The organism is Saliphagus sp. LR7 (assembly GCF_003344565.1).
Taxonomy (GTDB): domain Archaea; phylum Halobacteriota; class Halobacteria; order Halobacteriales; family Natrialbaceae; genus Saliphagus; species Saliphagus infecundisoli.
The window spans coordinates 378,892-399,269 of sequence record NZ_QPND01000002.1 but is presented as its reverse complement, the minus strand read 5'-3'; the positions used below and the strand labels follow the sequence as shown (position 1 = coordinate 399,269).

The 20,378-nt window shown below is 70.1% G+C and carries 23 protein-coding genes; 7 read left to right on the top strand and 16 right to left on the bottom strand.

Annotation, left to right across the window (positions count from 1 at the left end; all coding sequences use genetic code 11):
- Positions 1-75: 75 nt before the first annotated feature.
- Entirely contained in the window at positions 76-678 is a 603-nt protein-coding gene (locus DVH23_RS04620; protein ID WP_114576248.1) for an AsnC family transcriptional regulator, read from the bottom strand.
- Between the two features lie 210 nt (positions 679-888).
- On the opposite strand from DVH23_RS04620, the gene DVH23_RS04615 reads away from it, so the two are divergent.
- A complete protein-coding gene (locus tag DVH23_RS04615; protein WP_198667837.1) occupies positions 889-1,494 on the top strand; it encodes a metal-dependent hydrolase in 606 nt (201 codons plus the stop codon).
- Positions 1,495-1,543: 49 nt separating this feature from the next.
- Here the strand turns inward: DVH23_RS04615 and DVH23_RS04610 are convergent, their stop codons facing one another.
- The 14 genes from DVH23_RS04610 to DVH23_RS04545 form a co-directional block, all read right to left on the bottom strand.
- Positions 1,544-2,899 carry a sulfatase gene (locus DVH23_RS04610; RefSeq protein ID WP_114576247.1) on the bottom strand — a complete coding sequence of 452 codons (1,356 nt, stop codon included), beginning with the start codon at positions 2,897-2,899 and terminating at the stop codon, positions 1,544-1,546.
- A 29-nt stretch (positions 2,900-2,928) separates the two neighbouring features.
- Complete coding sequence (locus DVH23_RS04605; protein ID WP_114576334.1) at positions 2,929-3,954, bottom strand: hypothetical protein; 1,026 nt, start codon at positions 3,952-3,954, stop codon at positions 2,929-2,931.
- Between the two features lie 124 nt (positions 3,955-4,078).
- A complete protein-coding gene (locus tag DVH23_RS04600; RefSeq protein ID WP_198667836.1) occupies positions 4,079-4,894 on the bottom strand; it encodes a potassium channel family protein in 816 nt (271 codons plus the stop codon).
- A 79-nt stretch (positions 4,895-4,973) separates the two neighbouring features.
- Positions 4,974-5,126: a hypothetical protein gene (locus DVH23_RS04595; protein ID WP_232833699.1), complete on the bottom strand. Its 153-nt coding sequence runs from the start codon at positions 5,124-5,126 to the stop codon at positions 4,974-4,976.
- Between the two features lie 158 nt (positions 5,127-5,284).
- Entirely contained in the window at positions 5,285-5,509 is a 225-nt protein-coding gene (locus tag DVH23_RS04590) for a cation transporter (protein ID WP_114576245.1), read from the bottom strand.
- Positions 5,506-6,291, bottom strand: a complete 786-nt coding sequence (locus tag DVH23_RS04585; RefSeq protein WP_114576244.1) for a DUF2182 domain-containing protein — start codon at positions 6,289-6,291, stop codon at positions 5,506-5,508. The genes DVH23_RS04590 and DVH23_RS04585 overlap by 4 nt, the downstream gene beginning before the upstream one ends.
- 48 nt (positions 6,292-6,339) lie before the next feature.
- Entirely contained in the window at positions 6,340-7,473 is a 1,134-nt protein-coding gene (locus tag DVH23_RS04580; protein WP_198667835.1) for a hypothetical protein, read from the bottom strand.
- The gene (locus DVH23_RS04575; protein WP_114576243.1) at positions 7,470-8,774 is read right to left on the bottom strand and encodes a Glu/Leu/Phe/Val dehydrogenase; all 1,305 of its coding nucleotides are present in this window, start codon (positions 8,772-8,774) and stop codon (positions 7,470-7,472) included. Before DVH23_RS04575 ends, DVH23_RS04580 begins: the two co-directional genes overlap by 4 nt.
- 13 nt (positions 8,775-8,787) lie before the next feature.
- Complete coding sequence (locus tag DVH23_RS04570; protein WP_114576242.1) at positions 8,788-9,147, bottom strand: PadR family transcriptional regulator; 360 nt, start codon at positions 9,145-9,147, stop codon at positions 8,788-8,790.
- 83 nt (positions 9,148-9,230) lie between these two features.
- Positions 9,231-9,551: a hypothetical protein gene (locus tag DVH23_RS04565; RefSeq protein WP_114576241.1), complete on the bottom strand. Its 321-nt coding sequence runs from the start codon at positions 9,549-9,551 to the stop codon at positions 9,231-9,233.
- A 168-nt stretch (positions 9,552-9,719) separates the two neighbouring features.
- Positions 9,720-11,243 (bottom strand): cbb3-type cytochrome c oxidase subunit I, encoded by a 1,524-nt coding sequence (locus DVH23_RS04560; protein WP_114576331.1) that lies wholly within the window; start codon positions 11,241-11,243, stop codon positions 9,720-9,722.
- Between the two features lie 5 nt (positions 11,244-11,248).
- Positions 11,249-12,568: a transporter gene (locus DVH23_RS04555; protein WP_114576240.1), complete on the bottom strand. Its 1,320-nt coding sequence runs from the start codon at positions 12,566-12,568 to the stop codon at positions 11,249-11,251.
- 16 nt (positions 12,569-12,584) lie between these two features.
- Positions 12,585-14,027 carry a permease gene (locus DVH23_RS04550; protein ID WP_114576239.1) on the bottom strand — a complete coding sequence of 481 codons (1,443 nt, stop codon included), beginning with the start codon at positions 14,025-14,027 and terminating at the stop codon, positions 12,585-12,587.
- Between the two features lie 176 nt (positions 14,028-14,203).
- Positions 14,204-14,647: a hypothetical protein gene (locus DVH23_RS04545; RefSeq protein WP_114576238.1), complete on the bottom strand. Its 444-nt coding sequence runs from the start codon at positions 14,645-14,647 to the stop codon at positions 14,204-14,206.
- A 190-nt stretch (positions 14,648-14,837) separates the two neighbouring features.
- Between DVH23_RS04545 and DVH23_RS04540 the strand changes: the two genes are divergently transcribed.
- The 6 genes from DVH23_RS04540 (at position 14,838) to DVH23_RS04515 (ending at position 19,698) form a co-directional block, all read left to right on the top strand.
- A complete protein-coding gene (locus DVH23_RS04540) occupies positions 14,838-15,380 on the top strand; it encodes a hypothetical protein (RefSeq protein ID WP_114576237.1) in 543 nt (180 codons plus the stop codon).
- Between the two features lie 6 nt (positions 15,381-15,386).
- Positions 15,387-16,421: a TIGR00341 family protein gene (locus tag DVH23_RS04535; protein ID WP_114576236.1), complete on the top strand. Its 1,035-nt coding sequence runs from the start codon at positions 15,387-15,389 to the stop codon at positions 16,419-16,421.
- Entirely contained in the window at positions 16,418-17,716 is a 1,299-nt protein-coding gene (locus DVH23_RS04530) for a hypothetical protein (protein ID WP_114576235.1), read from the top strand. Before DVH23_RS04535 ends, DVH23_RS04530 begins: the two co-directional genes overlap by 4 nt.
- Positions 17,713-18,675, top strand: coding sequence for a hypothetical protein (locus DVH23_RS04525; RefSeq protein WP_114576234.1), 963 nt, complete (start codon positions 17,713-17,715; stop codon positions 18,673-18,675). The genes DVH23_RS04530 and DVH23_RS04525 overlap by 4 nt, the downstream gene beginning before the upstream one ends.
- Before the next feature lie 62 nt (positions 18,676-18,737).
- Positions 18,738-19,412, top strand: coding sequence for a cytochrome c oxidase subunit II (locus DVH23_RS04520; protein ID WP_114576233.1), 675 nt, complete (start codon positions 18,738-18,740; stop codon positions 19,410-19,412).
- An 85-nt stretch (positions 19,413-19,497) separates the two neighbouring features.
- On the top strand, positions 19,498-19,698 hold the full coding sequence (locus tag DVH23_RS04515; RefSeq protein ID WP_114576232.1) for a heavy-metal-associated domain-containing protein: 201 nt from the start codon (positions 19,498-19,500) through the stop codon (positions 19,696-19,698).
- Positions 19,699-19,824: 126 nt separating this feature from the next.
- On the opposite strand, the gene DVH23_RS04510 is transcribed toward DVH23_RS04515, so the two are convergent.
- Positions 19,825-20,094, bottom strand: coding sequence for a hypothetical protein (locus DVH23_RS04510; protein WP_198667834.1), 270 nt, complete (start codon positions 20,092-20,094; stop codon positions 19,825-19,827).
- Positions 20,095-20,378 lie beyond the last annotated feature (284 nt).

Here is a 20,378-nt window from a genome sequence, read left to right as displayed (position 1 = left end):
GGTCGCGATCGAAAGCAACCCGGAGCCCGTTCTTTAGAAATCCAAGCGATCCGCCACCGCTTCGATCCCAACCGGTCACGCCCCTTCCTCAAGGCGGTTGTATCGCTCCTCGAACCGGCCCCGACAGGACGGACAGCAGAAGTGGTAGGCCTGACCGTCGATGGTGGTCGACTCGCCCTCGCTGTCGACGGTGTTGCCACATTCGGCGCAGGTCAGCGCGAACTCGGCGCCCTCCAGCGAGGGGCGCCACTCGGCGTCGTCGATCAGCGTCACGGTGTAGTCGATCCCGGCGGCGCCGCCGGTACCGTCGCCGATCAGTCCGTCGAGCCACTGGCGGACGTTCCCGACCTGGGCGCGGGCGTAGAACCAGAGCCCGCCGTCGGCGGTGACGAACACGTGTTCGACTGCGTCGGCGTCGCCGACGCGCGCTCGAAGGTCCTCGAGGGCCTCACTCGCCCCCGAAACTCGGACGAACACCGGAACGCCGGCCCGGAGCTGTGAGTGGTCGACGTCGACGGTGAACCCGTTGATGACGCCCGCCTGCTTGAGCCGGTCGACGCGATCCGAGACGGCCGGCCCCGAGAGGCCGACCCGCTCGGCGATCTCGCTGAACGGCCGCCTGGCGTCCTCGGCGAGCAGTCCCAGGATCTCCATGTCGGTTCCGTCGAGCTCTCGCATGGGACGCGATACGTCTCCGACCGGGATATATCCCCGGAATCGCTTTGGAATCCGAACTCCGATGCCCGATTGGCTACGGATACGAAGGTCGTCGAACGGCCGCGGCGACGGTCCAACGTGGCTCGCCAGGAGCCCGATCGCGGTGGTCAACCGTTCCCGGGGACGGGGCCGGGAAAGCGATTTATCCCTCCGGTCGCTACGGCAAGTACGATGATGGCGACGACACACGCCCTCTGGGGCATGGCGCTTGCCCTCCCGGTCCTCGCGACCGCCCCGGAGTTCGCACCGGTGGCGTTCGTCGCCGGGTTCCTCGGCGGCCTGGCGCCCGATCTCGACCTCTATACGGGCCACCGGAAGACGCTTCACTACCCGATCTACGGACCGATCGTCGTGGTTCCGGCAGTCGCCGTCGCGCTCCTCGCGCCGTCGGCGGCGACGGTCGGCCTCGCCGTCGGGCTTGCCGCCGCCGCACTCCACGCCGCGACCGACGCCGCCGGCGGCGGCCTCGAGTTGCGGCCGTGGGAAGCGGGCTCGGAGCGGGCCGTCTACAGCCACTATCACGGCCGTTGGCTCCGGCCGCGGCGCTGGGTCCGGTACGACGGTGCGCTCGAGGACCTCGGGCTCGCGGGGCTCGCCGGCGGGGTCCTCGTCGCCGCGGGCGCCGATCCGGCCGCCGCGCTCGCGGTCGCGCTCGTGGCCGTCTCCGCCGTCTACACCCTGTTTCGGAAGCCGCTGGCGGCGCTCGCCGAACACCTCGCCGGGCTGGCGCCCCCGCCCGTCGTCCCCTACCTCCCCGAACGCTACCGGGAGGCCTAAAACCGGGGGTGTGACCGCGGAGGACGGCCCGCGGGCCTTGCGTAAGCCGTCACGGCTCGTTGTGTGGCCACGAGTGGATCTCATCGTAATCGCCCGGAATGACAGGGCCGTCGAGAAGCGGATCATCGGTCCCATTCATCCACTCATGGAGTTGCGCGGAGAGCTCGCGCCTGATGTCCCGATAGCGAGGTTCGTGGGCAACGTTATCGTCCTCACGGGGCGCGTCCCGGAGGTCATACAACTCCTCATACGGTCTGGAGGGAAGTCCATACGCTTCGCGAACCTCACGGCCGGACTCACTCGCGAACACGTCCGCCGGCAGATAGACCGTCGGGAGATGCCAGAAGTTCCTGATGTACTTGTAGCGGTCGGTCCTGATCGCACGGACCGGGTTGTACGTGTCGTGCCAGGTCATCTCCGCGAAGATCCGGTCGCGCTCGTCGTACCCCCCGACGCCGTCAGCGATCAGGCCCGCGATACTCCGACCGTCGAGCCCCGCCGGGCGGTTTGCGCCGACGAGTTCGAGGATTGTGGGCAGGACATCGACGTTGCTCACCAGGTCGTCGTAGCGCCGGCCGGCATCGACGACGCCCGGGTAGCGAATCGCAAGTGCGGCCTCGATCCCGGCATCGTAGCAGGTGCCTTTCGCACGCGGGAAGGCGATGCCGTGTTCGGTGGTGAAGACCACGAGGGTCTCCTCAACGAGACCGGCGCGGGCGAGCGCGTCGAGGACGCTCCCGACCGCCTCGTCCAGCGCGTACACCATCCCGTGCATCTCCCCGAGATCGTGTCTGATCCCCCGGCGATCGGGGAGATAGGGGAGCGGTCGGACCGACTCCGGGTCGTCGGCCCGGTAGTAGCCAGCGTCGAACCCGTATCGGCCGTTTCGCTCCTCGACCCGGTGGCACTCGAAGAAGCCGACCGACGCGAAAAAGGGGGCCTCGTACGCCGATTTCGCGAGGAACGACTCGACGACCGACGCGACGTTGCGCCCTCGGTTGGCCTGGTGGACCGTGGGCGAAACCCCGGGGTAGAGGTTCCCCTCGGAGTGGACGTGGTCGTATCCGAGCCGGTCGGTGTCCTGGGAGATGTGCTGGAGGCCAAACAGATGCGTCTCGTAGCCGGCGTCGCTTAGGTACTGCGGGAGGATCCGCTCGTCGTCGTGGAGCTCCCAGTCCCCGTGGGCGAGCCCCATCAACCCGTTTACGTGTGGGGCTCGCCCGGTCATGAGGCTTCCCCGACTCGGCGAACACTGGGGCGCGCTCGCGAACTGTCGCTCGAACAGTGCGCCCTCGCTCGCGAGCGCGTCGATCCGGGGAGTCTCGATATCGACGCCGTAACACCCGAGATGCCGGCCGAGGTCATGGGCGTGCATCAACAACACGTTCGGTCTCGAGTCGGGCATGTCGGCGTGTACCACGGCCGAGCGGATAACTACCGGCCGTCAGTCGGGGATCGGTCCCCGGCAGGGTCGCCGACCTCGGATCGAACCGCCTCGACCACGTCGAACCGGGGCGTGACGCTCCCGAGGACGAAAAGCGAGTAGTACCGGAGGTAGGTCTGGATCGGGACCTGGACGCACGTGACGCCCGACACGAGGACAGCGAGAGCGTAGAGGGCAGCGAGGACGACGAGCGAGGCGACGGCGAGCCACGTGACACCGGCCAGTACGCCGAACACCAGGTAGACGACCGCCCCGACGAGCCCGAACGGGACGAGGAGCGCGAGTCCGACCGCGACGAACCCGAGGCCGGCGAGAACGCCCGCACCGATCCCGAGGAGAAGGCGCGCGACGGCGTACACCCCGTACTGCTTCCAGTCGTCGACGAGCGCCGGCCAGAACGCACGCCAGCCCGCAAGGACCCCGAGGTCCTCGACGACCATCACCGGCACGATGAAGTCTGCCGTAAACCGCAACACGAGCCACAGACCGATGCCGGCCAGGAGAAAACCCGGGACGAGGAGAACCACGAGAACCACGAACACCGGAGACAGCACGAACGCGGCGAGAACGGGGGCCACGAACAGCGCCAGGAGGACGAAGACGATCCCGAGCCGGAAGAGAAACAGCGAGGTACCACGGGAGACGTTCTCCCCGACGTAGCCGCGGATGCGGACGTCGCGCTCGGTAGCCACCCGAACGAAGACGAACTCCATGATCGCACCGACCAGCAGCAGGGCGAGCCCGATCGCGACGGCGAGGCCGACGATGAGGAGAGCCAGGACGATCTCGGCGTCGGAGAGGGTCGCCACCCCGTCGATCGGCGCCGAGTCGACGGCCGGGGACTCCTCGGACGTCCCCCCGCCAGTCATGGAGAGGTTGGGATTCGCGCCGCTGGCGCCCGACACGAAGAAGGCGATCACCCCGAGTGCGAGCCACCGACGGAGCGAAAACGGGAACAACAGCCCCTTGGTCGCCTCGAGCGACGGCCGGAGTTCGGCGAGAGCACGCCACGTCATCGGGACGAGTACGACGGTCACCGAGGTAAAACCACAGGTCGAATCGTCGGCTCGAACTCCCGGAGACGACCGCCAGGGCTCCGTTCGACCACGCGTGGGATCGAGAGCGGACGCCGGAGGGCTGCTACCGTTCGTGGCCGGGCAGGTCCGTCCCGAGGGATTCCCCGCAGTGGGGACACCGTCGCGGGTCGGCGTCGTCCTCGATGAACCCCGACGCGAGGATGCTGGCCGGCAGGGCGAACAGGCCGACGCCGAGGACGGCGACGAGCCCGCCCAGCACCTTCCCGGCGGGTGTAACGGGGTAGGTGTTGCCGTACGCGACGGTGGTGAGCGTCACGACGCCCCACCAGAGCGTCGCTGGGATGCTCGAGAACGTCTCCGGCTGGGCGTCCCGTTCGACGAAGTACATCAGGCTCGAGGCGACGACCAGCAGGACCGACGAGCCGGTGATCGCAAGCAGCAGGTCGTCGCGTTTCCTGTGGGCGACCCGGCCGAAGCGTTGCATCGCCTCCGAGTACCGGACGAGTTTCAACAGCCGGAGAAACCGGAACAGCCGGAGCGCCCGGAGCACCCGGAGATCGAACGCGAAGACGACGGTCCCGACGTAGAAGGGAACGATCGCGAACAGGTCGATCAGGAGGTGCGGACGGGTCCCAAACCGGAGCCGTCCGGTGATCGGCGACGAGTACTCCGGAACCGCCGTCGCCGACCAGATCCGAAGGCCGTACTCGAGGGTGAAGACCCCGATCGAGACGATCTCGAACGCGTAGAACACCGACCGATAGCGCTCGAAGACGCTATCGACCGTCGCGAGGACGACGGCGACCACGTTGAGGACGATCAACCCGACGATCAGCCAGTCGATCGCCCGCGCGAGACGGCCGCCCTTGCCGACGGTGAGGAGGACGTGAACGCGTCGTTTGGTTCGGCGAGACGTCACGGTCGGACACCGGCCTCGATGGGAAGACTGGGTTGATTCGTCGGCTCGGTGGCCCTACCGGCGCCCGGACGACTGGCGATCAATCGTCCCCGTCCGCGTCACCGTCTTCGTCCGCATCGTCCTCGTCGCCGTCATCGTCGGCGTCGTCATCGTTGGCGTCGTCATCGCCTCCGTTCGCGCCCGGAGCGATCAGGTCGGCGACCCGTTCGATGACGCTCGAAATCGGGTCCAAGAGAGCATCGGCTCGTTCGTTCGATTCGTGCTGTCGGTCGATGGGAGCGGGTCGTGCGTTCGTTGACATAGGTATCGGCGGTGGTGTCGGATCTTCAGGACACAGGGGTTTTCGGGGGACGGTTCCGGGCAGAGTGTCGTCGACGGACGAACCGTGCGTCAGCCGGGTCGCCGCCGCCAGCCGGTCACGGGATAGCCGAGCGCGCGAACGGTTCCGGCGATCGATCCGTCCGCGCCGGCGGCAGCATGGACCCGGATCCGCCCGGCGTCCGCGTCGGCGCTCGCGGCGGAGACGACGGCGAGGCCGCCGAGTTCGCGCTCTATAAGGGCCTCGCAGCGCGGGCAGCCGAGCCCGTCGGCGGCGAGTTCGTACTCGGCCGTCATGGGACCAGCGGGCCGCCGACCGCGAGGGTCAGGACCCCGGCGGCGAGGAGGACGACTCCGGTCGCGCCGGCGATCTCCTCGCCGTTCGGCGAGAGCCGTTCGATCGAGACGACCAGAGTGATCGCGAGCATGACGACGGCGTTCATCGAGCCCAGGCCGACCATCAGCGCGAACAGCGCCCAGGTGCAGCCGACGCAGCCAGCGGCGTGGGCGACGCCGTGTTTGACGCCCTGGACGGGCGACGAACAGAGGGTGCCGTCGGGCGCCCGACAGCGCGACAGGAACCGTCGTTTCCGCGCGGACAGCTGGAAGGCACCGGCCAGGAGGAAGAGGCCCGCGACGAATGGCCGGCCGGCAGTGGTCGCGACCCCGTGGATCGAGACGAGGGCGTCGGTCGCCAGGGGAACGACCCCGACGAGGGTCCAGACGAGTGCGTAGGCCCCGAGAAAGCCCGCGACGGCAATCGCAGTCCGCCGGGGGGAGCCACAGGCGGCCCGCCGGTAACGCCGGACGACCGGCACCGCCGAGGGGAGCATCATCGCCATCATCATCGCTCCCCACATGAGAAGGTAGGTGCCGACGCCGTAGAGCCCGTTTTCGGTCGCCATCAGTTCGGGGACTCCGGGGGCGGTCATCGGGGCGTCGACGACGGCCATCGCCATCGGGAGCCAGCCGTCGAGCACGGCAAGCCAGAGGACGGCCGTGAGCGCGTAGACGCCGGTGGCGGCGATCGGGAGGTCGTCGAGTGCGATGCGATCGGTGAACGTCGATGTCTCTATCATGGGTGTCGAAGCACGCTGCGTCGCAGGCGATTTCCGCGCGATCCGGTCTCAGTCCGAGCGTTCGAGGATCGTGCCGCCGGCGCCGACGGCGATGTCGGGGCCATCGGGGGCGAGCGCGACGTCGGCGAGGCTCTCCTCGGTGCCGGTCTCGATCGCTCTCCACTCGATGCCGCTCGTTCGCTCGTAGCAGCGGCCGCCGGTGGCGGCGGCGACGACCCGGCCGTCGGAGGCGTCGATCGCCCGGAGGTCCCCCTCGCCGGCGTACTGGGGCGTCCAGTTGCGACAGACGGGATCGTACTCGTAAGCGATTCCGTCGGCGCCGGCGACGAGGAGCCGACCGTCGTCGCCCGCGTGAACGTCGAAGAAGTTCACCTCGGCGTTGTCGATCCCGATCCGGTCCCACTCGCCGTCACTCCGGTAGACCCCGCCACTGGTGTCGGCGGCGTAGAACGCGCCCTCGTCGGCGTCGAGCGCCGGCAGGGTCGAGCCGCCGCCGGGCTCGACGACCTCGCCCCAGGTCGGACAGCCGTTCTCGCAGGCCGCCTCAAGGACCTCGCCGGAGCCGTTGGCGATCCGGAGGCGTTCCTCGCCCGCCTCCCCGGTGACGGCGATCGATTCCCAGGTGCTCGTCTTCTCCTCGGGGGCGGAGTAGTCGCCCAGCGAGGGCTCGGCGACGTCGTAGACGCCCAGCGCGCCGCTGTCGCCCGCGAACCAGATCCGGTCGCCGTCGTCGGTCGCGGCGACGGTTCGGAGGGTGTTCGCCGCGACGCCCGGACCCCGCTCGATGACCGTCTCCCAGCCCTCGCCCCGCCGGAGAACGATGCCACCCTCGCCACAGGCGTAGGGGGCGTCGGCGGCGTGGGCGACGGCGTGAAGGGCCCGGTCGGTGGGCGAGTCGGCGACCTCCCAGCCGCCGTCGGCGATCGGTTCGGCGTCCGAGCGCATCGAGTTCGAGTCGTCGTCACCGCCGCCGCAGTCCTCGCAGTCGCCACAGTCCGTACAGCCCTCGCGGTCGCCACGGTCGGAAGACGAACAGTCGGAACACCCTCCGCCGGAGCACCCACAGTCCGAACAGCCACAACCGAACGCGACGGGGAGCCGATCGAGCGTCCGGCCCACTCCCTCGGGGAGGGTCCGCCGGACCGATCGAAGGAGCTTCCGTGCGCGGTCGGCGGCGGTCATCGAGCCACCTCGTGGGCGGCGACGGTCCGGGAGACCGCGAGCGCGTAGGCGGCCTCCCGTCGTCCACAGCCGTCTGCCTCCCGGCGCCGGCGGACCTCGTCGAACGCCCCGACGACCGCGTGGCCGACCTCGCGATCGACGCGGGCGGGGTCGGGATCGCGGCCGTTTCGGCCCCACTCGAGGCGGGCCGCGATCAGCCCGCCGACGGTCGCGAGGACGTCCGGGACGACCTCGATCCCGCGTTCCTCGAGGGTCTGCTCGGCGGCGGGGGTGAGTCCGCGGTAGGTTCCCTCGATCACGACGTCGGCGGCGACGCGCTCGGCGGCCCGCGCTGAGAGCGTCTCCCCGCCGGCGACGACGAGCAGGTCGGCCTCGGAGCCGAGGACGCCCTCGGGCGAGGCGTCAGTGCCGTCGTACGCCGCGGGCGTCGGTCCCCGAAGGCCCGCACTCGGGGGGTCGGGCTCGAGCCCGGAGGGAGCGACGGCCGCCCCGTGGCGGTCGCGGACGGCCACGACGGTCGTTCCGTAGGCGTCGAAGCGGGCCGGGATCGTCGGGCCGTCACAGCCGTACACCGCGACGTCGGCGCCCGGAAGCGAGCGGCCCATCCCGTCGAGGGCTTCCTGTGCGGCGAGAGTCAGCCCCCGCCCGGCGATCGGTTCCCGGAGCCCGCCGACGACGGCCGGCTTCCCGACGACGGTCCGCCGGGGGGTGCCGGCGTGTTCGCGCAGGGCGTCGGCGAGGCCGGCCATCGCCCGGGCGTCGGCGCCGACTCCGGGCGCGAGAACGTCGGTGTCGGGGCCGACGGAGTCGGCGACTCGCTCGGCATAGGCGGCTCCGAGTCGGTTGCGTTCGCCCCGCGAAAGCGCCGTGGGATCGACGGCGACGCCGCCGGCCGCGCCGCCGAATGGGACGCCCGCGACGGCGGCCGTCCAGGTGCCGGCGGCCGCGAGCCCGGCACAGGTCCCGGCATCGAGCTCCGGCCGGTAACAGTGGGGGCCGAGGAACGGGCCGCGGGCGTCGTCGTGGCGAACGCGGTAGCCCGGGAACAGGTCGACGTCTCCGTCGTCGCGCTCTACGGGTACGGTGAACCGCTGGACGTGTGTCGGCCCGAGCAGCCTCGCTCGGAGGCTCTCGGGGACCGGGAGCGTCCGTAGTGCCCGGGCCGCGAAATCGTTCCGTGGGTCGGTCGGATTGCCTATTCGCGTCTCGTCGATCGGTTCGTGGGTCGGAGTCATGTATCGGAGTCGGAAGGGGATGTTCGGGGAGCCGTCGGGACGAGCGGCGTGGCGGACGATCGCCACGGAGATCGAATAGCTACTCGCCGCCGGCCACCAGACAGCGACGCTCCCACTGGTGGTGGGCTTCCAGACGGTCGGCGCCGGCCGGGCTCACCAGGTAAGCGTTGGTGCGCCCGTCGATCGGGTGTTTCTCGACGTAGCCGTCCTCGACGAGATCGCCCAGGTTCTGGTAGAACCGTCCCTGATTGATCTCGTCATCGTAGTGCTCGTCGAGCGCCCCCTTGATGACGATTCCGTGGGGGTTCTGGTCGGCGAGCATCCGGATGACGAACAGCTGATCCCGCTTGAACCCCGTCAGGGGCGCGAGCGGTCGTGGTGACGATACGCTCTCGAGGGCCGGATCGGTGGAACCGCCGGCCGAATACTGTCTGCTCATGGTAGGTCGGCGGTCGAACCGCCGAGACCGCATGCGGGGGTCGAACCCGCTCCCGGCCGGTTCCGGATGCGGTGGGGGTCGGGCTACGGGCCGAACTCGGCGCGGTGTTCGCGATAGAGGACGGCCATGAACGCGGTGAACGGACAGAGCCCGGCGAACACGAGCCCGAGCGCGACGTACATCGTCAGCGGCAACGAAAGCGCCAGCGCAAAGTACGCGAGCAGTGCGATCGCGCCGCCGAGCAACAACACGATGCTCGAGAGCACGAGCGCGAAGCTCACCTTCCGGAGGCGCCAGGGCAGGTTCTCGGACCGTCTCAGCATCTGGATTAACACGACGACCGACGGTATCGTCAGCGCGACGAGCTGTAACAACATCATGGCGACGTCAGTGGTGGCTGTCATGGGTGATGGACGTGGGCGGTCGAGGTCGCACGCGATTCCAGCGGCGACGCCGTGCGGAGAGGGGTGCCAGCGGGGGTCGAAGCCGACGGCGACGGAGTCGAGCCGCCCGGTTCGGGCGTCGCGTGCGGGGGTCGAACCCGCGTCCCGGCCGGCTCCGGACGCGACACGTCAGGGGGACTCGGTCGTGGTTCGGCGGGGTCCGCCGTCGGCGGCCCACGGATCGACCGGCGCGGGCGGACCCGAGCGCGCCGAGCGGAGGAGGTTCCAGACGAAGAGGAGCTGGCCGACGGCGACGAGGGCGGCGCCGACGGTCGCGAGCTGGTGTAAGGGCGCGTAGGCGGCGGGGTAGGTCGCGGCCCTGCGAGGGAGTCCAGCCAGACCGAGCGCGAGCAACGCGGCGAACGCGACCGCGATCCCGACGGCGGTGAGCCGGAGGTGAAGCGCCGCGAGCCGCGGGTCGTACCACCGACCAGTCAGGAGGGGAAACCAGTAGTAGGCGCCGGCGAGGACGGCGAGCCCGACGAAGCCCGCGAGCATGAAGTGGAAGTGGGCGACGACGTAGTGGGTCCCATTGTAGATCGCGCCGAGGGGGACGGCGGCGAGGGCGACGCCGGTGACCCCGCCGACGGTGAAGAAGCCGATCGCGGCGATCGAGGCCTCCATCGGCGCGGTCAGTCGAACCGTTCCCCGCCACAGGGTCGCGAGCCAGCCGAAGGCCTTGATCGAACTCGGGAGCGCGACCGCGAGCGTGACGTACATGAACGCGATCCGGGCGCGGGGATCCATCCCGGTCGCGAACATGTGGTGGCCCCAGACCGTAAAGGAGAGGACGCCGATCGCGAGGGTCGCGTAGATCGCCGTCCGTCGTCCGACGAGTTGCCGACCCGAAAACCGGGCGACGACGTGGCTCACGATCCCCATCGGCGGGAGCACGAGCACGTAGACGAGCGGATGGGCGAAAAACCAGAAGAGGTGCTGCCAGAGCAGCGGCGATCCGGTCGAACCCGCAAAGAAGCCGGTCGCGAGGAGGCGATCGGAGAGCAAGAAGACGGCGGCGGCCGCGAGGACGGGAAACGAGAGGACGGCCATCGCGGCGGCCGTGAGGACCGACCAGGTAAAGAGATCGAGATCGAGCCACCGGACCGTGCGCCGGCGTCGGACGGTCGCGAGGAGACAGCCGGCGGTGAGGACGGTGCTCGCGACGACTGCGAGGAGGCCGACGAGGGCGAGATCGACCGCCGGGTTCGACATCCGCGTCGAGAGCGGCGGGTAGAACGTCCAGCCGGTCGCCACGGGCGCGACCTCGAGCCCGAGGAGGCGCCCGATCGCGCCGGCGCGGATCCCGAGGGCCGCCGCCGGAAGGAGCCGGACGGCGAGTCGGCCGGCGCGGGCGAAAGCGAGCCGGTCGGCGCCGACCGCTGCCGGCACGACCGCGTAGGCGAAGCCCCAGATCGCCGGCAGCGCGAACAGGAACAGCATCGTCAACCCGTGGGTCGTAAAGAGGGCGTCGTAGGTCCGGGCCGGGAGGAGTTCCGGCGCGATCAGCGCCGTCCGCAAGAGGAGGGCGTCGAGCCCGCCCCACGCGCCCATCGCGAGCGCGAACTGGAGGTGCCGCCGGCCGATCCGGCGGTAGTCGGGCTCCGTGCCCCCCTCGCGGCGGGCGATCGTCCCCACCGGATCGGTCCCCTCCATCTCGATCACCCGACCGACCTCGAGAGTTCCCTGACGCCGAGCAATCCGAGCGACGTCGCCAGGCCGAACGCGACGACCGGGCTGAGAGCGTAGAGGGCGCCGCCGGCCAGAGGTGCGGGGACCAGCGCCGCCCGGATCGCCCCGCGCACCGTCGGCGGCGTTCGGGGGACGGTCCGGCGATCGTCGTCGGCCCCGGGGGGAGCCGTCGCTCGCCCGCCGAGGGTCGGCCGGAACGGCCGGAGGGCCGTTCGGGCGCCGAACAGCGCGAAGAGGACTCCGAGGACGGCGACGTCCGGGCCGGCGGCGACGACGGAGAGCGGCACCACGGCGAGGACGGCCAGACCGCCGGTAAGCATCCGTCGGGGGTCGGCCCGCTCGACGATGGCGGGCGTGGCGGCCACGCCAGCGAGGGCGCCGAGGGACTCGACCCCGACGAGCAGAGCGAAGGCCGAAAGCGGCGGGAGGGAGCGCCCGGGGGCGATCGAGACGCCCGCATCGACCACGAGGACAAGCGAGAGCGCCACCAGCGAGGTCGCTGCCCTGACCAACCCGTCGCCGACCGTTGCCGTGCGGACGCCGGCGGGCAGCGACTCCCACTCGCGGCGTAGCTCCGCTACGTCCGAAACTCCCGTCACGGGCGTGGGATCCGCTCGCGAGGGAGAGTCCCCGCGGTCGGGGTCGTCCGGCCGGCGGCGGCCGGCGGCGCCGACCGCCGCCGTCAGGCCACAGACCGCGCCGGTGACGGCCAGGACCGGGAAGCCGGCGCCGGCGCCGGTACCCGCGAAGGTCGCGGCCGCGAGGCCCGCCGCGCCGGCCGTGCCGACCGCGCCGGCGAGGTGACGGGTCCGCGGGTCGCGAAGCGGGCCGGCGTCGCCGGCCCCCCTCGAGCCGTCCGTGTCGGCGAGGGCTCCGGTCGCCGCGAACCCCGAGCCGTCCGGGCCGACCACGCCGTCGGCGTTCCAGGCAGCGAGGAGCATGGCCCCGACGAGGAGCCACCCGAGCGCCGACAGCGGCGTGCCGAGGAGGCCGTCGATGGCGGGCGCGCCGGCCCACACCACGAGGCCGAGGGCCGCGAGCGCCGCGACCGCCGCCCTCGGGAGGGAGTCGCCCGGGCCGAGGCCGCCGATTCCGACGGCGACGGCCAGGCCGACGGTCGCCACGACGCCGGCGGCGATCGGTCCCCATCCGAGGGCGGCGAGGAACGCGGGGAGCGTCCGCTCGGCGAGACGAACCAGGCCGTGACAGGCAACGCTCGCGACCGCGAAGACGAGCGTCGTGGGGCCGAGCCCGGCATCGCTCGGAGAGGGATGAGTGGCGGTATCCATGGTCGGGAGGTGTCGGTCAGCGCAGCCCGCGGTTCTCAAGGGCGTAGGCAACGCGCTCGAGGACGGCGTGCGTCCTGTAGAGGACGCCCGCGACGTGGGGCGCGAGGCGGTCGGCGAGCCGTCGGCGCCGTTGGGCGTCCATCGTGAGGACGATCTGCACCGCCAGCAGGGGTGTGGCGACGACGTTGAGGAGGGCCGTGTACGTCCCGGGGACCGAGCCGCCCGCGGCGTCGGGCGACGGGATCAGCCCGAGGAGGCCGAAGACGGCGTGGGCGGCGAGCCCGCCGACGACGGCCGCGAGGAAGAACGCGGCGGTGACGACGGCAGCCATCCGCGAGCCGTAGTACCGGCGGTAGGTCCGGACCAGCGGCGGGATCAGCAAGTCCGCGAAGACGAACGCGAGGACGGCGCCAAAGGAGACGCCGTTGGTCCAGAGGACGACTGCGAACGGGACGTTGCCGACCGAACAGAGGAAGGTCAGCGAGCCGATGACGGTTCCCATGAGGACGTGGACGAACACGCGCGTCGCGCTCCCGTCGGCTCCGACGCCGAAGGCCGTCGCCCACCACGGGTCCGGGACGACCGCCGCGAGGAGCCCCGCGATCAGGAACCCGAGGGCGATGTCCCGCCGGAGCATCTCCCACTCGGCGATCGTGTTCGCGGTCGCCGCCCGCCAGCGGCCGGGCGAGAGGAGTTCGGGACCGGCGGTCACCGCCTCCGTCGGCGGGTCGTAGGCGCCGAGACAGCCCCCACAACAGAAATAGCGACGCTCGCCGTCGAACTCGCGGCTCTCGGAGTCCTCCTCGCGGAGGTCCACCTCCATCCCGCAGGTCGCACACGTCGGGTCGTCGAACGAGCGGGCGTGGCGACGCGCGACCGCGACCCACTCCGCGGGGACGTACCGGCGGTAGAAAACCCCGACGGCCACCACTGCGACGAGCCCGCCGACGACCTCGGCGGCGAGGAACTGCCAGCCCAACAGGATCACCAGGACGAGTCCGAGCTCGACGACCAGATCGGTCGCCGCGAACTGGAAGACGCCCAGCGTCGCGGCCGCCGACCCGCCCTTCGCGAACAGCGACCGGGTCGTCGCCACCGCCGAGAACGAACAGCTCGAGGAGGAGGCGCCAAAGAGCGTTCCGTAGCCGATCTCGCGCCAGCCGTCGTCGCCGAGGTAGTCCACGAGGACGTCCTCCGGGACGAACTCGCGGATCGCACCCGTGACGGTGAAGCCGAACACCAGCGCCCACCAGCTGTCCCAGGCCATCCCGACGGCGATCCGGACGCCGTAGGCGACGTCCGCGAGCACCGCGCCCAGGAGGCCGACGAGCCGGACGGCGAGTTCGAACCCGCCGCTCGAGCCGGGCGCGAACGCCCGGCCGACCGCGAGGACGGGGTCGATCGCTCCGCCGCCCGCCGTTGCGGGGGGAGAGACGAGTACGGGGATGGGTTCGATCATGGCTGTAGCGGGCGGAGGGAAGTCGGTTGGAGGACTGTAGCGTCGCTATCGGGTCGGACGTCATCCACGCGGGAGCGTGTCGTCCGACCTTCCAGCAGTAATGACCAATGGTTCCAAGGGTATAAACCGTCCTGAATCCTAGCAATTCGAATGAGTCGCCGACCGGGCCGATCGCGTCAGCGGGCGAAGAGCCCGATCGCCTCGTGGCGGTTGAAGAGGTACACCACGCAGACGGCGATCGTCGAGACGAGAAAGGCGAGGATCGCCAGCGCGAGCCCGAGCGCGACGCCGGCGACGAGCGCGCCGAACACGCCCAGAAACAGGGGCGTCGCGACGGCCGCACCGACGTAGGTCCGGGGGTCGGGGTTCCAACGTTCACACGCCGCGTGGACGAACTCGGCGTCCCTCAGGATCGCGGGCAGCGAGACGATCCCGAACGCCGTCAGGACGATCACCAGGGCGACGCTGCCGAGGCTCGAGGCCAACATGGAGCCGCCGTCGTTGAGCCGCCCGATCAGGAGGATGCCCAGGAGACTCGCGACGGGGTAGCCGGTCAGGACGTACCAGTGCCAGGACTCCCACTCCCGCGAGTCGAAGTCGACGTAGTCGTTGGGACTCATGCGACACGCTCGGCTTGGTGGGCCCCGCCAATAAGATGTCGAGAATGGTATCATATCTATACAAAACCCTCGAGATGAGGTTCGGATGACGAGCTACGATCCCTTAGATCTCCTCACTATCTCGGTACCTTATGGGCCGTCGTCCGGTAGGCGGAGGTAGCCGATCGACGGAACCCGATCGGCACCCATCATGATCGGAGACCACGCGTTCTGTCCGACCAGCGGTGCGTCTCTCTCCGAAGAGAGCCACTACGACGAACGGGGAGTGCCCCAGCGGGCGCCCGCGACCGACGACCCCGTCCCGCTCACGACGGGGGGAACCCGGTCCTCGCGGCGTGCGTTGCTCCGGTACTTCCGTCGGTGCCACCGGCGCCACGCCGACCCCGACGGGAAGCTGTACGGGCGCGCGTCGCTCGCGCTCGCGCGGCTCAAACGAACCGCGAACGCTCGGGAGGGCCGCGACGAGATCGTCTGGTACGCCCTCGGCGAACGTCTCGCCCGACACGGGTTCGAGGTCGCGTGGATGCACGCCCACGCCGAACCCCGCTGTCCCGACTGCGGCGGCCGCCTCGCGTTCGAGCGCGGTCCGAGCGGGCTCGTCGCACCGTGTGGGCTCTCGTGTGCCCACGGAGGCGACCGTCTGGACGAGATCCGCGGACTCGTCGCCTCGCTCCACGAGCGTGCGTTCCCCGACGAACCGACCCCTCCGACCGACGACCTCCACGTGCTGTAACTCACCGTGAGCCGCTCGGATACGCGACTGATCACGGTGCTTGCGGAATCGAGCCGAAACGTCGAGGCGGTCGTCGAGGTCCTGAATCGGTACGACCTCGACTACAGCGTCACCGATCGCGACGACGGGAGCTCCCGGACCGTGATCGTCCCGGTGCCGACCCGGATCGTCGAGCGGATCGAGGAGGAACTCGCCACGGCCCCCGGGAACGTCACCGTCGTCGTCTCCGAATCGATGGCCGTCCACCCGGCCGACGACGCCTCGCTTCCCGCCACCGACGACGTCGAGCGCCTCGGCTTCGAGCGCATCTCCCGGAGCGAACTCAGATCGAAGGCCGAATCACAGCTCCCACCCGTGCCCATCTTCGGGGCGATGAGCGCGATCAGCGCCGTCGTCGCGACCGCCGGCGTCCTGCTCGACTCGCTCGCCGTCCTCGTCGGTGCAATGGTGATCGCGCCGCTGCTGGGTCCCGCGATGGGAGTCAGCGTCGCGACGGTGCTTGACGACCGGAGCCTCTTCGCCCGCGGCGTTCGCCTCCAACTGATCGGGCTCGCCGTCGGCTTCGCGAGCGCGCTCGCGTTCGCCGGCCTCGCCCGGACCTCGACGGTCGTCTCGAGCGCGGTCAGCCTGGAGGCCAGCCTCCGGCTCGGGAGCCACACGCTCCCGCCGTCGTTGCTGGTGACCGTCGCCGTCTGTGGCGGCGTCGCCGGCGGACTCGCGATGGCGACCAGCGGGATGACCGACCTCATCGGCGTGATGATCGCGGCGGCGATCATGCCCCCGATCGGCGTCGCCGGCGTCGGGCTCGCGTGGTACGTTCCACCGGTCGTGACCGGCTCGCTCGTCGTCGTCGTGCTCAACATCTTGGCGATCAACCTGGGCGCGCTCGGGACGCTGTGGGCGCTCGGCTATCACCCCCACGACCGGGCACGGATCGTCACCGCTCGGTCGACGATCCTCCGGCGGGTCGTCCTCATCACGCTCGCGCTCGTCCTCGCGATCCGACTACTCGAGTACGCCTCCGGAACCCTCCACCCATGACGGACAGCTCCGACGACACTGACGACCTCGACGACACCGGCGACGGCGACGAACCGACCGACAGCCCCTCCGAAACGGCGCTTCCCGCGGCGGGTCCGCCGCCGGAGCGAACGGAGTCGGGTGATCCCGGCGAGGAAGCCGGCGGGGCGGACGACGACGCGGATGACCCCACCGACTCCACGTCCACCGATTCCACCGCCACGGATTCCTCGCTCGGCCTCTCGTTCGTAACCTACGTCCTCCGCCTGACGTACGCCTTCCTCGTGATCGGTGCCGGCGTCCTCGCCGCGGGCGCCCGGATCGCGTTCCACCATCTGGGAGACGCCGACCGACGGGGCCGCAGCCGGCGATGGCTCTTTCTGGAGGGCGACCGCGGCGTGATCGTCGCCGGGTTCGTCGGCGGCGTCTTCGCCGTCGCGATCCTCCTCGGAGTGAGCGACGTCATCGGCGTCCGCGAGAGCCGGTTCGTCACGACGATGTTCTCGACGATGATCGCCGGCCTCTTCTCGTTCATCCCGATCGTCGTCTCGGTCAACCAACTCATCGTCTCCCGGCTGTTCGGGACGCCCGACCGGCTCAGCGAGCGCATCGACGACGTCCGGGAGTTCCGCAGGCGCGTCGAGTCCAGAACGCCCGGCAGCGGCGTCAGCCCGACGGAACCCGGCCCCTTCTTCGCCCGCCTTGCCGGCACGCTCGGCAACCGGGCCGACACGCTCGCCGCCCGCTGTGACCGAACCGACGACGACGACCGCTCGCCCGCCCTCGAGGCGGTCAGTGCGTACGCCGTCCGGACCGGCGATCACGCCGAACTGCTCTGTGACCGTCTCAACGAGGGCCCCGAGTCGGTGTTCGACGTCGTGCTCCCGGCGCTGGATCGGGACTACGCCAGCGACGCGAACGAAGCCCGGCGGCTGGCACGGCGCTTCGACGAGGAGCTCTCGACTCGCACCCGGACCCTGCTCTCGGAGCTTGGAGAGCTCAACGTCGTCGTCGACGCGACCCGCCAGTACTTCATGGCGATCTACCTCCAGCAGGAACTCGCGCGGCTCTCGAGGCGGATCACCTACAGCGGCACCGCCGCCTTGCTGACCTCGACGCTCGTGATCATGATCTACGCGAGCGGCTACCCGCCGGTCGCCCACGAGGGGCCGTTGCTCGTCCTCGTGAGTCTGGCGCTCGCGATGGCGTTCAGTCCGCTCGCGATCCTCTTTGCGTACGTGATCCGGATCGCCACCGTCCTCAAACGCACCTCCGCGCCCGGCGCGTTCACGCCGCCGGGGGAGTCGCGCCGATGAGCGACCGCCCCTCTCGCAGGCGGGTTCTCGCGGGGGCCCTGGCTTCCCTCGGCGCTGCCGGCTGTCTGAGCGATCCCGACGGCAGGTGGGTTCGCGCCGACGTGCCGACCGACGCGACCCTCCACGGCGTCGTCGCGACCCGGGAAGGGGCCTACGCGGTCGGCGAGGACGGCATCGTCCTCGCCCGCGCCGACGGCGGCTGGTCGGTCCGCCTCCCGTCCGGTCCCGCCGGCGCCCGAAACGAGCTGCGGTCGGTCGACGTGACCGACAACGGCCGGACCGTCTGGTTCGCCGGGGACAGCGGGGCCCTCGGCGCCTACGACGTCGTCGCCGACCGCGCCGTCGACTTCACCGCGCCGAACGGGCTGACGAGCTCCTGGGAGGCGATCGCCGTCGGCGGGCTCTCCGGGAGCGAGCGGCTCTTTCTCGTCAACAGCTCCGGATTCGTCCTCCGGGGCCGGCGCGACGGCACCGCCCTCGAGTGGGCCGGGGCGACCGAGCCGACGACCGGTTCGAGCGTCGCCGCCCTCGACGTGACTCCCCTCGAGTACGCCTACCTCTGTGATACCGACGGCGGCGTCTACGAGTCGGACGACGGCGGCGAGACCTGGCGACGGCTCGGTGTCGAGGGGGCGAGCGTCACCTTCCACGACGCCGCCGCCGTCGATCCGGGCCACGTCTCGGTCGTCGGCGGCAACGGCGTTATCTACCGATACGACGGCGGCACGTGGTCGAGGACCGTCGTCGGCCAGCAACCGCTGACGTCGATCGTCCGCGACCGCTACGACGGGCTCGCGGTCAGCGCCGCGGGCGGCGTCTACGAACGCTCGTTCGACGGCTGGGAGGAACTCGAGGCGATCGACGCCGGCAACGACCTCCGGGCCGTCACCCTGGGCACGTCGCGAACGCCCCGGATCACCGTCGGCGAGTCGGGCACGGTCCTCGAGCGGCGGTTCTGACGGTACGGGTTTCGAATGGATCGCCACGGTACTTCCCTGTCGACCCCGAACGTCGTCGTACGATGACGATGGTGCTCGCCATCGATTCGCTCGTCGCGTTCGGTCCCGTCCTCGACCCGGGCGTCCCGACCACCGTAGGCTCAGTCCCGGCGTCGACCTCGACTGCCGAGGTGATCGGGAGGCTCCATCGGCGCGTGATGGGTGCCGGGGTCGTGATCGCGCTCCTCGTCGGCCTCGCCCTCTATCACGCCGTCCGCACCGACGGACGCGAGGGCGTCGACCCCGTCCGGCGGTACGAGCTCGCCTGGATCGCCGGCTCCGCGGTCACCCTCGGGGGCGTCGGGGTCGCCGCAGCCGAGGCGCTGGGGACTCGGCCGGTTTCGAGCGCCGACGGTGGGGTGGACCTGGAGGTAGCCGTAAGGGCCGAACGGTTCGAGTTCCGGTTCGAGTATCCGGGCCAGAACGGACGGACGGCCGACGAGCTCGTCGTTCCTGTCGACCGATCTATCCACCTAACGATCAATTCCATGGACGTTATTCACTCGCTTCACGTTCCGGAGCTCGGACTCAAACAGATGGCGGTTCCGGGCGAGGAACACGCGATCCGAACGACGACGATCCGGGAAGGGGAGTACCGGGGCTACTGTGGGTCCTACTGCGGGTCCGGCCACGCGAAGATGGAATTTCGCGTCCGGATCGTCGACGACGAAACGTTCGAGGCGTGGCTCTCCGAGTGAGTGGACCGCGAAATACAGCAGAGCACTCATATATCTATGTATTAGTTATGATTTAAATGTTCGCCGTTCCGAGTACCGACCGCGCATGAACGAGTACACGGTTCGCGTAGACGGGATGGAGTGTCAGGGATGCGAACGCGTTATCCGCAGTCGGCTCACCGATCTCCCGGGCGTCACGGACGTCGTCCCCGACGCCGACACCGGCGAGGTGCGCGTCTACGCCGATCCGACCCGCGACCGGATCCGCGAAACGATCGTCGACGCCGGGTACGACCCGTCGACGTGATCCGCTACTCGACCGACCGTGGTCGGTCGCGCTGCTCGAGCGGACGGCACAGAGAACGAATGGGATACAGAGAACGGAGTCACGGCCGACGACATCGAACGGTCGAAGCCACGGAGAACCGTCGTCTTACTCCCCGTCGATCCCGATCTCGGTCGAGGAGTCCGCCCGTCCGGCAGCCTCGCCGGCTCGGTCGATACTGGCGTCACAGAGGAGAGCCTTCACCGCCTCGAGTTCCTCGAGGCGGTCCCCGATCTCCGAGAGCAGGGAGATACGCCTCCGTTTGAGTTTCGTCTTGGTGTATCCGTCGGTCGGTGCGTTCCGTTCGAGGAGTTCGACGTATTCGGTAAACAACTCGCCTTCCGAAAGCTCCTCGGGAGGTGTGTCGGTCGAGTCCATTCCTCGGGGGCTGTACGGGGACGCCACTTTATAATGTTCCCTTCGGTTATACACGAAAACCGGTTCCCGGCTCCTCGTGGCGCCGTTCGGCACCCGTTTCACTCGGCGAAAGCGCGTTTGCGGCCGATCTCGAGCTGTTTCACGGAGCCTAGACGACCGACGACACGCCGATTGTAGACGACATGACGCTCCGCATTGGTTAAATTTCCATTGGAAATGCTTAACTCTCTCCGGTAGTGATGCGGGAGCGCAAACGGTTCCGGCCGGGTGACGCGCCACAGTGC